Raw genomic sequence first — 13935 nt, forward strand, 5'->3', positions numbered from 1 at the left:
CCGGGACGCTACGGAGTGGCGGTCGCCTCGTCGGCCCGCCGCGCGGTCTCCCAGACGTCCGACCAGCCGGGGGCCAGTTCCGCGGCCCGGCGGGTGGCAAGGACCAGGCTGGCCTCGCGGGCGATCCCCTGCCCCGCGATGTCGAACGCCGTACCGTGGTCGACCGACACCCGGACGACCGGCAGACCGACGGTGATGTTCACGCCGTCATCGCCGTACACGGCCTTGAACGGCGCGTGGCCCTGGTCGTGGTAGCAGACGATCACCAGGTTCCACTTGCCCTTCACCGCCTGCGGGATCAGCGCGTCCGCGGGCAGCGGGCCGTGCGCGTTCAGGCCGGCCGCTCGAGCCGCCTCGACCGCGGGGGCCAGGATGTCGGCGTCCTCGTCACCGAAGATGCGGTTCTCGCCGGCGTGCGGGTTGAGCCCGGCGACGCCGATCCGCTCGTCCGGCCGGCCGAGGGCGCGAGCGAACGAACCGACCAACCGCAGCACGTTGTCGGTACGCTCGCGGGTCACGTCCTCGATCGCCTGCCGAAGCGACACGTGGGTGGTGAGGTGGAAGAAGTACAGGTCGCCCGCCGACAGGACCAGGCTGAAGTTGCGGACGCCGAACTCGTGCGCCAGCAACTCGGTGTGCCCGGGCCAGTTGTGACCACCCGCGTGCATCGCCGCCTTGTTCAGCGGCGCGGTGACGATGCCGTCGACGAGGCCGTCCCGAGCCAGCGCACAGGCGCGCATGACGAACCGGGCGGCACCATCGCCCGCCGCCGGGCTGATCTCGCCCCAGGGCACCTTCCCGAGCGAGGGCCCGTCCTGGATCAGCTCGATGGTGCCGGGCTCGTTGCGCGCATCGGCCGGGCTGTCGATGACCCGGACCGACTCCGGGTCCCCACCGACCACCTCGACACCGCGCCGTACGGCGTCGGCGTCACCGATCACGACTGGACGGCAGATCTCCCGGAGGTCGTCGTGCCCGAGCAGGGTCCGGGCGGTCGTCTCCGGACCGATGCCGGCTGCGTCGCCGATCGTCAGTGCGAGGGTGGGGATGGTCATGCACAGCTCCTTCGTGGATCGAGCGGCCTGGACCGAACAGCCTCGGCCGCGCGGATCAGGATGTCGTCGGCGCCGAAACCTCCGGCCTTGGTGACAACGGGCAGCCCTGCGTACGGACCGCCCGTGAGAGAGCCGATCGGGACGCCGTTCGCGACCTCGCCGTCCAGCCGGATACCGGTCGCGGACAGGGCACTGAGCACGGCCAGTGCCCCGTCGCCGCCGGCCAGGACAAGCCCGGCCGGACGTTGGATGCTCGTCAGCCGCGCGGCCAGGTCGCCCAGCCGGCCGGCTACCAGGGACGGCTCGACCGCCTCGCCGTCCCGTGCCGGCCCCATCAGGACCAGTACTCCGAAGTCGTCCAGCGGTGTGCCGGAAACGACCGAGCGGGCGAACCGCTCCCAGGCTCCGGCGTCCTCCAGGGTGGCCGCAACCGGCTGGATCCGTCGCGCGCCGGCCGCGGCCAGCAACTCGGCCTGACCACGGGACGCATCGTGCAGAGAGCTCACCACGACCAGGACAGGACCACTCCGAAGCGGCCGCCACCTGCGGGCGAGATGTGCCGCGAGCCCAGCCGAGCCGACCGCGACGGCTTGGTTGCCTAGCGCAAGTACTGCGCGGGCGACCCGGTCGAGGTCGACCTCATCGCGCGCATCGACCACCACGACCGGGCCGTGGCCGCGCAGAGCCGAGGCCAACTCGGTGTCGTCCGCTTGCGGATCGAGCTCGACCAGCGGTGCGCCGAGCAACGTCGGGACGTGACTCTCCCGGACCGGCGTGACCGGGTCACGGCCGACCGCGGTCTCGGCCACGGGTACGCCGTGCACCAGCAGGGTGCCGGCAACCATGGTGCGGCCGACCGCCGGGAACGCCGGACAGACCACGGCGACGACGTCACCGCCGCGTGCTTGCAGCACTGCGTGCGTCATGGCTCGGACCGGTCCACGCAGCGTGGAGTCCACCTTGAGGTAGACGGCAGCCCAGTCCTCCTCGAGCGCCACCTTGTCGAGCGCCGTCCGGATGGCGTCGGCCGCCGCGGCCGGCTCCAGCGCTCGCGAGTCGGTGTTGATCGCAACGACCTCGGCGTCGCTCGGTCCACCGGGTCCGACCTGCAACTCGGCGGTCCAGCCGGCCCGGTCGAACTGGCCGGCCGTGTCGGCCGCGCCGGTGAGGTCGTCGGCGAGGACGACGACACGTGAGGTCATACGGCACCTTCGGTGACGAGCGGGGTGGATGGTTGCAGTCCACCTTCGCGCCGCAGCACGAACGCTGCAACCGTAGGCGCCAGCAGGGCGGTGACGAGCACTGCGGCGGCCACCTGGGCGATCGCGGAGTCGAGGTAGGGCTCGAAGGATGCGTCGGCCGCGACCACGATCGCGGGTGTTGCGACCGCGTTGCCTGCTGTGGTGCCGGCCGCGAACCCGATTCCGGACTTCGGGCCGCGGTGCAGGATGAAGCGGTAAGCCAGGTACAGCAGTCCACCGGTGAACAGCACCACTCCGGCTCCGATGAACAGGCCGGCGAAACCACCGGTGGCGATGTCCTTGATGTTGATCCCGGCGCCGAGGGCGAAGGCGAAGAACGGGATCACGATGTTCGGTACCGGTTCGACCGCCTTGCGCCAGTCCTGGTCCAGGTTGCCGACGAGGACGCCGAGCAGGAACGGCACCACCGCCGCGACCAGGGCGATCAGCGGGACGTCGCCGAGCCCGGAGGCGCCGATGAACAGCAGCACCAGGAACGGGCCGTCGTCGAACGCGCTGGCGATGTACGCGCCACGGTCCCGCTCATCGCCGTACTGACCGGCGAACGCGAGCCAGAGGCCGCCGTTGCTGTTCGCGAAACAGGTGATCAGCGCGAGGATCGAGATGCCCCAGAAGCCGTCGATCCCTACCTGGGTGCCGAGCAGCACGACGAGGCCGGCCGGGATCAACGTCTTGAAGACCAGAACGACGATGGTGTGACTGGCGACCCCCGCGCCGGACCGGCCCTCCACCTGGGTGCCCGTGGCAAAGATCAGCAGGGCGATCAGCGGAAGCGCCCCCTTGCTGAACAGGGCGGTCGTAAAGCTCCCGATCTCCAGTGCGCCGGGCGCGAACGTCCCGATCAGCGACCCGAGGATGAGCGGGATGAGCATCAGCCCGCCCGGGATCCGCTGCATGGTCGCGAACATCGGGATCCGTGTCGTTCTGGTGCCGTTCACGCGGCCTCTCCTCGTCTCGACGCCCGTCGTAACTTGTACGTACAACTTGTCCGCACAGGATGGCACGACGATTACACGGATGTAAACCCCGGTCGACACAGATTGAGACGGCGCCCGCGACAGCGCCGTGGACGCGCCAAGGCCCCGGTCACGCGATGAGCGTGGCCAGGGCCTCGGACTTCGGACGGATCGTCTCAGATGTGCGAGTCGACCACCACAGGCTCGACCGCAGTCGGCTCGGTGGCCACCTCGGCGGCCCGGCTGCGGCGCCAGGTCCAGGGGCGGATGCCGAGGACGATCACGGTCAACGTCAGCGCGGCGTAGACCGCCGAACCGATGAAGGCGGCGTGCACGCCGTCGGTCAGGACCTCACGAGCGCGCTCGACCGGGTTCGCGGAACCGCCGTCGGCGATGGACGAACGGCTCGCAGTACCGAAGATCGTGACCAGGATGCCGAGGCCGAGAGCCCCGCCCACCTGCTGCAGCACGTTCAGCAGACCTGAGGCAGCACCTGCGTTCTCCGGCTGAACGCCGGCCAGCGCGCGACCGGTCAGCGGGATGAAGATCATCCCCGCGCCGAACCCGAACAGAACCAGCGGACCGACGACTCCGGTCAGGTAGCTGCTGTCGAGGGTGAGACGGGTCAGCCAGATCATCCCGGCCGTCACCGAGATCGCCCCGGCGATCATCAGCTTGCCGCCGTCGACCCGGCCCAACAGCCTCGGCACGATCCGCGACGAGGTGAAGAGCAGACCGGTCAGCGGCAGGAAGGCCAGCCCCGCGGCCAGCGGGCTGAGGCCGAGCACGCCCTGCAGGTACTGGGTGAGGAAGAAGAACATCCCGAACATCGTCCCGACCACCAACAGCATGGTCAGGTATGCCGCCACCCGGTCGGAGTCGCGGAACAACCGCAGCGGCACGATCGGGTGGCTCACCCGGCGTTCGATCAGCACGAACGTGGTCAGCAGCACCAGGCCGACCGCAAAGGCCGCAAGCACCTCGGGAGAGGTCCAGCCTGCTTCAGCGACGCGAATGAAGCCGTACACGAGCGAGGTGATGCCCAGCGTCGAGGTGAGCGCGCCGGCGACGTCGAACTTGCCGGACTCAGCAGGGGTCTCGGTCAGGACGTAGCGGGCCGCGAAGACCAGCCCGATTCCGATCGGCACGTTGATGAACAGGCCCCAGCGCCAGGACACCCAGTCGGTGAGCATGCCGCCGACGACCAGCCCGACGCTTGCGCCACCGGACGAGACCAGGCTGTAAAGGCCGAGAGCTTTCAGTCGCTCGGGACCCTCGCGGAAGGTGAGCATCAACAGGGTGAGTGCGGCCGGAGCCGCGATCGCGCCACCGATGCCCTGCAGGACGCGCGCGGCCAGCAGGAGCTCGGCGGTCGGGGCGAGACCTCCGAGCAACGAGGCGCCGGTGAAGACAGTGACGCCGGTGATGAAGACGCGGCGGCGGCCGAGCAGGTCACCGGCCCGGGCGCCGAGGAGCAGCAGGCCACCGAAAGCGAGCGCGTAGGCGTTCTGGACCCAGGAGAGGTTGGACGGGCTGAAGTCGAGAGCGTGCTGGATCTTGGGCATCGCGATGTTCACCACGGTACCGTCCAGGATCACCATCAACTGGGTGACCAGGATGACTGCGAGGACTACCCCCGGCCGCCGTGCGGGCGTGCCGGTAGAGGCGCCGCTCGGCGCCGCGGATGTTGCCGACATATGTGACTTGCTCCTTACCCCGGAGGGGCTAGAGTGAGAGACAGCAGAAGTGGAGCGCTCCTCCGGATACAATACGGAGGCAGCCTCCGGTTTATCAAGCGATTATCGGAATGACTTTCTGCGGGCCTGTCCGGACCCGCACGTCCGGACGATTCGGCAAGGAGGCCGGGATGAGTTCGACTGCCGCGTCGCATCCGCTGCCGTGTAGCAGGCCGACCCGGGCAGACGCGGCGCGGAACTACGACCTGCTGGTGACAGCCGCGCGACAGGCGTTCGCGGAGCATGGCACCGACACGTCCCTGGAGGAGATCGCCCGGCGGGCGGGGGTCGGGATCGGGACGTTGTACCGGCGGTTCCCGAGCCGGACCGCGCTGCTCGAGGCCGTCTACGTGGACGAGATCCAGTCGGTCTGCGACCGGGCCAACGGGTTCGCCGACAAGTTGGGGCCGTTCGAGGCGCTGGAGGCATGGCTACGGAGCTTTGTCGGGTACAGCATCTCGAAGAAGAGCCTGGCCGGCGAGCTGACCGTTGCGCTGGGCAAGGATTCGGAGTTCTTCTCGGTCTGCAAGATGAACGTCCGCGAGGCGGGCGATCTGCTGCTGAGCAAGGCGAAGGCGGCCGGCGCGGTCCGCCCGGAGCTCGACCTGATGGACATCCTGCGCCTGGTCGGTGGCATCACCATGGGCCGCGACATCGAGCCCGCCCAGGCCGAACGCCTGCTCGACATCGTCCTGGCCGGGCTCAGGCCGACCCCCGCCTGATAGCTCTCGGGTGTCAGCGAGATACCGGGCGGCGGGCTTCTAGCTGGGCCAGGTCGGCTGCGCTGAGGCCTGCTGCCCAGCCTGCGCCGTTGGAGACCCTCGTACGCCGGAGCACCGTGGCAGGGAACAACCTCACGAACAACGCCTCGACCTGCTCCTCCCGCTTACTCAGCACCGGCAGCAGGCGATTCGCATCCTGCTCAGGCACGGCGGCCCGGGTCGCCTCCGTGGTTGCCTGGAGGCGTTCGCCGATCCGCTGGGCATAAGCCATCAGGAACGACTGCCGGAACGAGCGCGTGCGGGACTCGCCGCGATGGCCGAAGTGCTTGCCTGCTGCGAGCATCGCGCGGTTCGCCTGCACGAGCAGGGAGGTGCTGAGCAGTTCGGTCAACTGGAGATCCAGCTCGGCGCCGACGATCGTGACCACCGCGAGCTGATCCATCGAGACGGTGCGGCAGTTGTTCGCCGAGGCGACGGCGCCGACGAGTTGCGCTTTCGCCGACACATAGGGGGTTTCCACCCAGATCCGCCGTGCGGCCGAGTCGTCGTCGAGCTGATGATCGGGATCGGCGTCCACCAACGCCCGGTCGAGCGAGAATTTCGCCATCAGCTCCTGCGCCTTCGCCGACAGCGCCTCCGCTTCGTCCGGGAAGTCCGTCGCCTCCGCCTTGGCCAGCAAGGCCCTGATCCGGGGCAACATCTTCCCACTCGCCGCGGCTCTCTGCCCTGCTGAGCCGCCCGCGGAACTCTGAGGCACGGCCGCGCCGGGGAGTGGGTAGAGGCGAGCCAGGGGCGGCAGTTTCTGCAGGAAGCCGGCGAGCGCAAGGGCGTTGTGCAGAGTGAGGTAACGGCCCAGGCGCTGCACTGAGGCCCAGGTGGTCAGCTGGAGCTCGGCGAAGGGGCGGTCGACGCCGAGATCGGACAGTTGGTCGAGCCAGCGCGGATCGATCGTGGAGTCCCGGTACGCGCGGTGCTCCGAGGCGATGACCGCGAGGAGCAACGGCTCGATCGCCGCGTCGAGCTTCCGGCGACTGTGCTGGACAACGTCTGCCGGGGCCCAGCCGCGCTCCCACGCAGCGCGGATGAGCCCTTCCAGCAGTCGTTGGACGCAACGATCCACCTGCGCCTGGTCGCGCTCGTCGTACTGGCCGAGCTGGGCCAGGTGCTGATCGGCCAGTCGCTCGTTCACCTCGATCGCGGCAGCCGCGAACGGCAGCATCCGCAGGATTTCCTCGTCGGTCACGCAGTGAAGTCTGGCATCCGGAACCAACCGCCGCTGACCGTCGGCCAAACTCTGTGGATAACTAGTCCGCCGGTCTACTGATCGGCAACCCGAAGGCGGGGAAGAGCGCGGGGAGGTGGAAGGCCAGGACGGCGGAGATGCCGGTCTTGCTGACGGTCAGGACCTGGACGTCGTGCGCATGGAATCCGCCGTCGCGGCCCCGGATGTAGAGGGCGAACGCCGGCTGACCATTGGCCGTCGTCTCTACCACCAGCCGCTTGCCCTCCCCCTTCGGCAGCTTCGCCGCCAGGAGACGCAGCACATCCACCCGGCCGTCGAACCAGGTGGGAATCGGCGGCATCTCCCACCGGGTGTCCTGGGTCAGAAGCCCTTCCAGCGCAACCAGGTCCGCCTTCTCGAAGGCTGTGGCGTACTGGTCGAGCAGCGCGCGGCGCACAGGTTCAGCTGGTTCGCTGAGCTCCTCCTCGGCGGGAGCCAGCTTCGTCAGCTCGGCACGGGCCCGCTGCAGTGAGCTGTTCACCGCAGCGGTCGACGTGCCGAGCAACTCGGCCACCTCGGACGCCTGCCACGCCAGAACATCCCGCAGGATCAGTACTGCGCGCTGCCGCGGCGGCAGGTGCTGCAGCGCGGCCACCATCGCCAGGCGGAGGCTCTGCCGAGTCCCGACCACCGAGGCCGGGTCAGCGTTCAGCAGCAGGTCGGGGAACGGCTCCAGCCAGCTGACCTCCGGGGCCTGCCCGACGATCTCGTCCGGGTCGTTGCCAGGAGCACCTAGGGCGGACGGGACCATGCGGCGAGCTGCGGCGAACACCGCGGCCAGTACGGCGACTCCGACGACGCCACCGAGCTGGCGCATCATGCTGAAGATGCCGGAGGCGATTCCGACAGCCTGCTGTGGCAGCGCACCGATACTCGCGCTCTGGGTGGCCGGCATCGCCATGGAGACGCCGCAGCCTGCCACGACCAGCGGCGCCACCAACTCGTGGTACTGGACTGTCGGGTCGGCCACCTGGGCGATCCAGAGCATGCCGATGGCCTGCAGGGTCAGGCCGGTGGCCACGAAGGGCCGCTCGCCGAACTTGTCCACCAAGCGGCCTGCGATGGGTGCGACGAGGAAGAGCGTGGCCGTCCACGGCAGCAGCTGCAGACCGGCCTTCAGTGGTCCGTAGCCGAGCACGGCCTGCATGAACTGAGCGAGGAAGAAGACCGCGCCGAAGAGTGCGGCGGTCAGGAAGAAGCTCGCCGCGTTACCGGCCGAGAAGGCGCGGTTGCGGAAGAATGTCAGCGGCAGCATCGGCTGCTCGGCCCGGCTCTCCCAGACCAGGAATCCCAGCAGCAGCAGGGATCCGAGCACGAACGAGCCAATCACCTCCGGGCTTCCCCAGCCGGCGACGGCGCCGCGGACGACACCCCAGACGAGGCCGAGCACCGCGAGAGTGACCAGCGCGGCACCGCGCAGCCACCGATCATCGGGCCACCGAGTACTGCCAGGCCGGTGACGCCGCTGAAGATGCCGATCGCCCAGCCGCGCCGTTGAGGCGGGAAGGCCAGCGCGCAGCCGATCGAGGTCAGGGCCAGCACCCATCGCTGCTCGGCTGTTGTTCTTTCCTTGCGCACAGATCCTCCAGGAATTCGCTGTCACTGGTCTGTCACTGGTACTGACAGCGGCGCGGTCCTGGATTAATCGGTGCGATGAGTTCTGGTCTTCCGAGCGGTCTGAAGTAGACAGAGGCCATCACCTAGGGAGAAGCCATGAGTACAGCAATGATCCGCTACCGGACCACGCCGGAGGCGGCCGACGAGAACCAGCGCCTGATCGAAGATGTCTTCGCCGAGCTCGCCGCGAAGACACCGGACGGCCTGCAATACACGAGCGTCCGGCTGGCCGACGGCGTTTCCTTCCTGCACCTCGTCATCGGCGAGGGTCTGACGGAGCTGCCCGCGTTCCGGGAGTTCCAGCGCGACTTCGGCCGCCGGGTGGTCGCTGCACCCGAGCGGACCGACGTCACAGTCGTCGGCACGTACACCGGTTCGTTTGGAGCCACCGGGTCGTCACAGACAGAGGCAGCTCCGGAACAGAAGGTACTTTAAGGCTGCCTTAATCGCCCGGAGCAATGTTGCCCCCAAAGAATTTGCTGTCACCGGGTCTGAACAGATCTACGGTGAAAGAGATCCGAAGGAACTAGGGGGAGGAAGCAACATGACTCAACTTGCCGACAGCGGCATCGGGCAACTGAGAACAACGATCGCCGGGCCGGTGCTCGGTCCGCTCGATCCCGGCTACGACGACGCCCGCCGGCTCTGGAACGCGGGGATCGACCGGCGACCGGCGGTGATCACGCGATGCCAGAGCGCCGAGGACGTCAGCAATGCCGTCGTGTTCGCCGTCCGGAACGGCCTTGAGATCGCGGTCCGCGGCGGTGCACACAATCCTGGGGGCTCGGCCGCCGTCGACGACGGGCTGATGATCGACCTCAGCCTGCTCAACCAGGTCACGGTCGACCCGGAGGCGAAGCGGGCCCGGGTGGGCGGCGGCGCGCTGCTGGGAGCGCTCGACGCGGCGACCCAGGAGCACGGCCTCGCCACACCGGCGGGGATGATCAGCCACACGGGCGTCGCGGGGCTCACCCTCGGCGGCGGCATGGGCTGGCTGAGCCGCAAGCACGGGCTCAGCATCGACAACCTCGTCTCGGCCCAGGTGGTCACGGCCGACGGGCAGATCAGGCGGGCAGCAGAGGACGAGAACCCGGACTTGTTATGGGCCATCCGCGGTGGCGGCGGCAACTTCGGCGTCGTCACGGAGTTCGAGTTCCGCCTGCACGAGGTGGGTCCGATCGTGCAGTACGGGATGCTCTTCTGGGATATCGCCCAGGGTCCGGAGGTGCTCCGGCTGGCGCGCGAGGTGATCGCGAAACTCCCCCGCGAGCTGAACATCCTGATCGGCGGCGTCAACGCACCACCCGTGCCGTTCGTCCCGGAGCAGTATCACTACAAGCCCGGGTACGCCCTGGTGGTCACTGGATTCTCCTCGGCCGAGGAACACGAGCAGACGATGGCCGAGATCCGGACAGCCTTGCCACCGCTGTTCGAATTCGCCACGCCGATGCCGTACACGGCCCTGCAGCAACTGCTGGACGAGGCGAACGCGTGGGGATTCCATGCCTACGACAAGGGCATCTACCTGGACGACTTCTCGGACGAGGCGATCCAGGTGATCACCGACCAGATGCCGCTCAAGCAGTCCCCGCTGTCGGTGATGTTGGTCTACCGCCTGGACGAGGCCTACGCGGAGGTCGCCGAGGACGCGACGGCGTTCAGCGGTGGTCGTTCGCCTGGGTACGCGATGTTCATCATCGCTGTCTGTCCGACCCCGGAGCTCCTCGTGCACGACCGGGCCTGGGTTCGATCCTTCTGGGAGGCCCTGCTGCCGTACAGCCGCGGGATCGGGAGCTACGTCAACGCGATCAGCGATGACGACGCCGACGACCGGGTGAGGGCGTCGTACGGCGCCAAGTACGACCGGCTCGCCGCCATCAAGGCGCAGTACGACCCGGGAAACGTGTTCCACCGCAACGCCAACATCAAGCCCGGCTAGGAGCCAGGGCAACGGTGACGATGAGCGGACCCACCGCCAGGGTCCGCCATTCGCCGTCGAAATCAGCCGGTACGTCGAGGCCGTGCTCGGGCCACCACGCCAGCATCGGGACGTCGGCGAGCTTGCACAGGCACTCCGCCCGGGTCCACCGATCCCAGAACCCCTCGACGCCGAACCGGCGGGCCAGCGGCGCCGGAACCACCTGGTCGGCGTACTCGGCGTCGATCACGACCGACCACCCGGGCGGCGGGACGGCGTACCAGCCGACACAGCGGAAGTCGGGCAGGTGAGACCGGGTGACGGCGTCCGCCATCTCCTCGGCCGATCCCACCCGCAGGTGATCCGGGGCCGAGGCGAGCAGCTCAGATACTGGCGGCACCATCGATGACCATGACCTGGCCGTTGATGTTGGTGTTGTCCAGCAGCAGCATCCGGACCACCGGCACGACCTCCTCCGGCTCGGTCAGGTGACCGGTCGGGGTGCGGCGGACGATCTGGTCGAGCTGGGTCTGGCCGAGCACCGCGGACATGTCCGAGGCGAAGAAGCCGGGCGCCACCGCGTTGGCGAGCACGCGGCCGCCGAGCTCGCGGGCCAGCGAGCGGGTCGCCGCGTCCATGCCGCCCTTGGTGGCCGAGTACGCGACCAGGCCCGGGTAGCCGCGCTGGGCGCAGATCGAGGTGACGTTGACGATCCGGCCCTTCAGGCCCTTGGCCATCATCCGGCGCAGTACGAACCGGGTCAGCACCAGCGGCGCGGTCAGGTTCGTCTGGATGATGTTGGCGATCTGCTCGGCCGAGGTGTGCACGTGCAGCGAGTCCTGACCCATCGCGGCGTTGTTGACGATGCCGTCGATCGGGCCGAGCGTGCCCTCGACCTCCTTGACGAAGGCCTGAGCGCCCTTCTCGTCGTTGATGTCGACCGACCCGACGTGCACCTGGTCCGGGTACTTCTCGGCCAGCGCGGTCAGCTCCGGGGTCACCGTCCGCGCGAACGCGGCCACCTTGACGCCCGAGTCGATCAGGTCGGTGACGATGGCCAGGCCAAGGCCCTTGGAACCGCCGGAGACGAGGACCACCTTCGAGGGCGGCACCAAAGTAGGGTCAGACATCGCTTTTCAGGGTCTCCTTCTGGGGAATCTCGTCCAGGAACCGGATCCGGCGCGGTACGCCGTAGTCCGGCAGCCTGGTCGTGCACCACTGCACCAGGTCGGCGTCGGTGATCGGGCCGAGCTCAGGGTCGGCGACGACCTCGGCGGCGACCATCCGGCCGACCAGCGGGGCCTTACGGGCGAACACCCGGGCCCACGCGACGGCCGGGTGGGCCATCAGCACGTTGCGGACCATGCCGGCCGACACCTTCGAACCGCCGACGTTGATCTCGTCGGAGTCGAGGCGACCGGTGATCAGCACCCGGTCGTCGACGAACTCGACCCGGTCGCCGGTCCGGTGCGCGCCTTCGAGCCCGGCGCCGTGGTGCGGGGAGCTGATCACCAGCTCGTCACCGTCGACGTGCAGGATCGGCCGCTCAGACTCGGGATCGGGGTCGCGGTCGAGCCAGGCCTTGGGGAATCCCGCCTTGCCGTCGTGGACGACGATCGACGCCCCGACCTCCGACGACGCGTAGATCCAGGAGATCCGCGCCTGCGGGAAGATCTCGTGTAGCCGGTCCAGGATCGCCTGGTCCACCGGCTCGCCGCCGAGGGTGATCTGCTCCAGCGGGACCTTGGCGAGCGCCTCGCTGTCGCGGTAGATCGTCTGGCGCCAGAAGGTCGGCGTACCGGAGGCTGCCGTGACGCCGTGCTCGGCGGCGATCGTCGGCCACGTATCCAGCTCGGACGGCTCGATCACGACCAGGCCCTGGTCGGCCTGGGTGAGCGAGATCGTGATGACCTGCCACCAGGCGTAGGTGCCCGGGGAGTATGGGACCAGCCAGGTGCGCGGCTGCTGCTGGCCGCGGACCGTGGTCAGCGACTCGAGCGTGTGCCCGATCCGCTTGGGCCGGCCAGTCGAACCAGAGGTGAGCAGCCAGACTCGGCCGGACTCCTCCACCCGCTTCAGCTTCGCGGGCGTGACGGAGTGCTCATCACCGTTCGCGATCACCACGGCGAAGCCGGACTCGCCCAGTTCCTCGCGCATGCCGAGGTCGACCCGGGACGAGGTGGCGACCAGCAGCTCGGTGCCGTGCACGGCGTGGTGCCGGACGGCCGCGAGCGCATCGGCGCCGTTGTCCACCAGGACAGCCGCCGGTGAGGGCAGCTGCGGCAGCTTGTGCAGGGTCCGCCAGGTCAGCGTCTTGCCACCGACGACGACGCGGTTGTCGTCGCCGATCAAGGCGGTCGTACGACGCTGGGCGGTCACGCCGACTGGAGCTGCTCGATGAAGTCGAGGACGTCACCGACCTTGGCGATCTGCCGCAGGCCGGGGGCGTCGAAGTTCAGCTCGTCGCCGATCTCGTCCTCGACCCGCAGGGCCAGCTCGGAGAAGTCCAGCGACCGGAAGCCGATCTCGCGCAGGTCCGCACTGTCGTCACCCGGCAGCGCCTTGCCCTGCGCCTTCATCACCTCGCCCATCAGGTCCCGGATCTGGGCGCGCGTCAACTCACTCATGAGCCCAGAGCCTAGCGGTTGCCAGTCACCACGCCGACCCACCCACAGATCCACAGTGGTCCACCTCACGCCCGCCGGGCCAACAGGCGCACGCAGACCGATTCCAACCGGTACTCCAGACCGTCACGAGCCTCTGCCACCGAGTAGTGGTCCACGCCATAGTCCAGCCGCTCCCAGCCGCGATAAACGCGCTCTAGGATTTCCTCGGCCGCTTGCAGCGACAGGTCGAACTCGACCACCGCCGGCCGGGTGCTCCCGTCGGCAGATACCTCCCGCTTGTCGACGCCGATCACCAAGCAATGAAGCCCGCCCACCGTGGTCAGCTGCTGCCAGCACACCAGCGCTTGCTCGAAGGCTGATCGACTGGAGACATGCTCGAGGGCCGAGCAGGAGATCACCAGGTCAGCTCGGTCCGGCGCGATGGCAAATGTCTCGAGGTCCGCGACCACAGGCTGGACCCAGACCCCTGCGATCACGGCGTTTTCTCTCAGGCGCTCAGCTGCGATGGGGAGAAGATCCACCCCGATCACCCGGGAACCCGGCGGCAGCGACTGGGCGGCTGGAATTGCGTGGCGGCCGACGCCGCAGCCGAGGTCGACCGCGAGTACCGGTCCTGTGGTTGCCGCCGTCGCGATAGCTCGCAGTACGAACGGGGAAGGTCGGCTGAGCCAGGTGCCGGGGTCGTGGAGCTGGTGCCGGGCGTAGAAGTCCTGGTGGTACCTGATCGTTTCCTTGCGCCCGGCGGAGATCACCTCACCAG

15 protein-coding genes are annotated in these 13935 nt (G+C 68.8%); 3 read left to right on the forward strand and 12 right to left on the reverse strand.

Features of this window, described 5'->3' with window-relative positions; genetic code table 11:
- Positions 1-8: 8 nt before the first annotated feature.
- The 4 genes from pdxA to ABD210_RS24260 form a co-directional block, all read right to left on the reverse strand.
- Positions 9-1055: a 4-hydroxythreonine-4-phosphate dehydrogenase PdxA gene (pdxA, locus tag ABD210_RS24245; RefSeq protein WP_344114382.1), complete on the reverse strand. Its 1047-nt coding sequence runs from the start codon at positions 1053-1055 to the stop codon at positions 9-11.
- Positions 1052-2257, reverse strand: coding sequence for a four-carbon acid sugar kinase family protein (locus ABD210_RS24250; protein WP_344114383.1), 1206 nt, complete (start codon positions 2255-2257; stop codon positions 1052-1054). Before ABD210_RS24250 ends, pdxA begins: the two co-directional genes overlap by 4 nt.
- Complete coding sequence (locus ABD210_RS24255; RefSeq protein WP_344114384.1) at positions 2254-3255, reverse strand: 2-keto-3-deoxygluconate permease; 1002 nt, start codon at positions 3253-3255, stop codon at positions 2254-2256. The genes ABD210_RS24250 and ABD210_RS24255 overlap by 4 nt, the downstream gene beginning before the upstream one ends.
- A gap of 194 nt (positions 3256-3449) precedes the next feature.
- Positions 3450-4970, reverse strand: a complete 1521-nt coding sequence (locus ABD210_RS24260) for an MFS transporter (protein WP_344114385.1) — start codon at positions 4968-4970, stop codon at positions 3450-3452.
- Between the two features lie 170 nt (positions 4971-5140).
- Between ABD210_RS24260 and ABD210_RS24265 the strand changes: the two genes are divergently transcribed.
- Positions 5141-5731, forward strand: coding sequence for a TetR/AcrR family transcriptional regulator (locus ABD210_RS24265; protein ID WP_344114386.1), 591 nt, complete (start codon positions 5141-5143; stop codon positions 5729-5731).
- A 13-nt stretch (positions 5732-5744) separates the two neighbouring features.
- On the opposite strand, the gene ABD210_RS24270 is transcribed toward ABD210_RS24265, so the two are convergent.
- The 3 genes from ABD210_RS24270 to ABD210_RS24280 form a co-directional block, all read right to left on the reverse strand.
- The gene (locus tag ABD210_RS24270; protein WP_344114387.1) at positions 5745-6974 is read right to left on the reverse strand and encodes a DUF2786 domain-containing protein; all 1230 of its coding nucleotides are present in this window, start codon (positions 6972-6974) and stop codon (positions 5745-5747) included.
- A 61-nt stretch (positions 6975-7035) separates the two neighbouring features.
- Positions 7036-8343: an RNA polymerase subunit sigma-70 gene (locus ABD210_RS24275; RefSeq protein ID WP_344114388.1), complete on the reverse strand. Its 1308-nt coding sequence runs from the start codon at positions 8341-8343 to the stop codon at positions 7036-7038.
- A complete protein-coding gene (locus tag ABD210_RS24280; RefSeq protein ID WP_344114389.1) occupies positions 8340-8591 on the reverse strand; it encodes a hypothetical protein in 252 nt (83 codons plus the stop codon). The genes ABD210_RS24275 and ABD210_RS24280 overlap by 4 nt, the downstream gene beginning before the upstream one ends.
- A 135-nt stretch (positions 8592-8726) precedes the next feature.
- On the opposite strand from ABD210_RS24280, the gene ABD210_RS24285 reads away from it, so the two are divergent.
- Both ABD210_RS24285 and ABD210_RS24290 read left to right on the forward strand, forming a co-directional pair.
- On the forward strand, positions 8727-9065 hold the full coding sequence (locus ABD210_RS24285; protein ID WP_344114390.1) for a hypothetical protein: 339 nt from the start codon (positions 8727-8729) through the stop codon (positions 9063-9065).
- A gap of 109 nt (positions 9066-9174) precedes the next feature.
- Positions 9175-10569 carry an FAD-binding oxidoreductase gene (locus ABD210_RS24290; protein WP_344114391.1) on the forward strand — a complete coding sequence of 465 codons (1395 nt, stop codon included), beginning with the start codon at positions 9175-9177 and terminating at the stop codon, positions 10567-10569.
- On the opposite strand, the gene ABD210_RS24295 is transcribed toward ABD210_RS24290, so the two are convergent.
- The 5 genes from ABD210_RS24295 to ABD210_RS24315 all read right to left on the reverse strand — a co-directional run bounded on the left by ABD210_RS24295 (position 10556) and on the right by ABD210_RS24315 (position 13927).
- Positions 10556-10951, reverse strand: coding sequence for a hypothetical protein (locus ABD210_RS24295; protein WP_344114392.1), 396 nt, complete (start codon positions 10949-10951; stop codon positions 10556-10558). The two genes, ABD210_RS24290 and ABD210_RS24295, sit on opposite strands and share 14 nt — an antisense overlap.
- Positions 10932-11678 carry an SDR family NAD(P)-dependent oxidoreductase gene (locus tag ABD210_RS24300; protein ID WP_344114393.1) on the reverse strand — a complete coding sequence of 249 codons (747 nt, stop codon included), beginning with the start codon at positions 11676-11678 and terminating at the stop codon, positions 10932-10934. Before ABD210_RS24300 ends, ABD210_RS24295 begins: the two co-directional genes overlap by 20 nt.
- Positions 11671-12927, reverse strand: a complete 1257-nt coding sequence (locus tag ABD210_RS24305; RefSeq protein WP_344114394.1) for an AMP-binding protein — start codon at positions 12925-12927, stop codon at positions 11671-11673. The genes ABD210_RS24300 and ABD210_RS24305 overlap by 8 nt, the downstream gene beginning before the upstream one ends.
- A complete protein-coding gene (locus tag ABD210_RS24310; protein ID WP_344114395.1) occupies positions 12924-13175 on the reverse strand; it encodes a phosphopantetheine-binding protein in 252 nt (83 codons plus the stop codon). Before ABD210_RS24310 ends, ABD210_RS24305 begins: the two co-directional genes overlap by 4 nt.
- Before the next feature lie 65 nt (positions 13176-13240).
- Complete coding sequence (locus ABD210_RS24315; RefSeq protein WP_344114396.1) at positions 13241-13927, reverse strand: class I SAM-dependent methyltransferase; 687 nt, start codon at positions 13925-13927, stop codon at positions 13241-13243.
- Positions 13928-13935: the final 8 nt, after the last annotated feature.

The sequence above is a fragment of the Kribbella alba genome (assembly GCF_039529635.1).
Lineage (GTDB): Bacteria > Actinomycetota > Actinomycetes > Propionibacteriales > Kribbellaceae > Kribbella > Kribbella alba.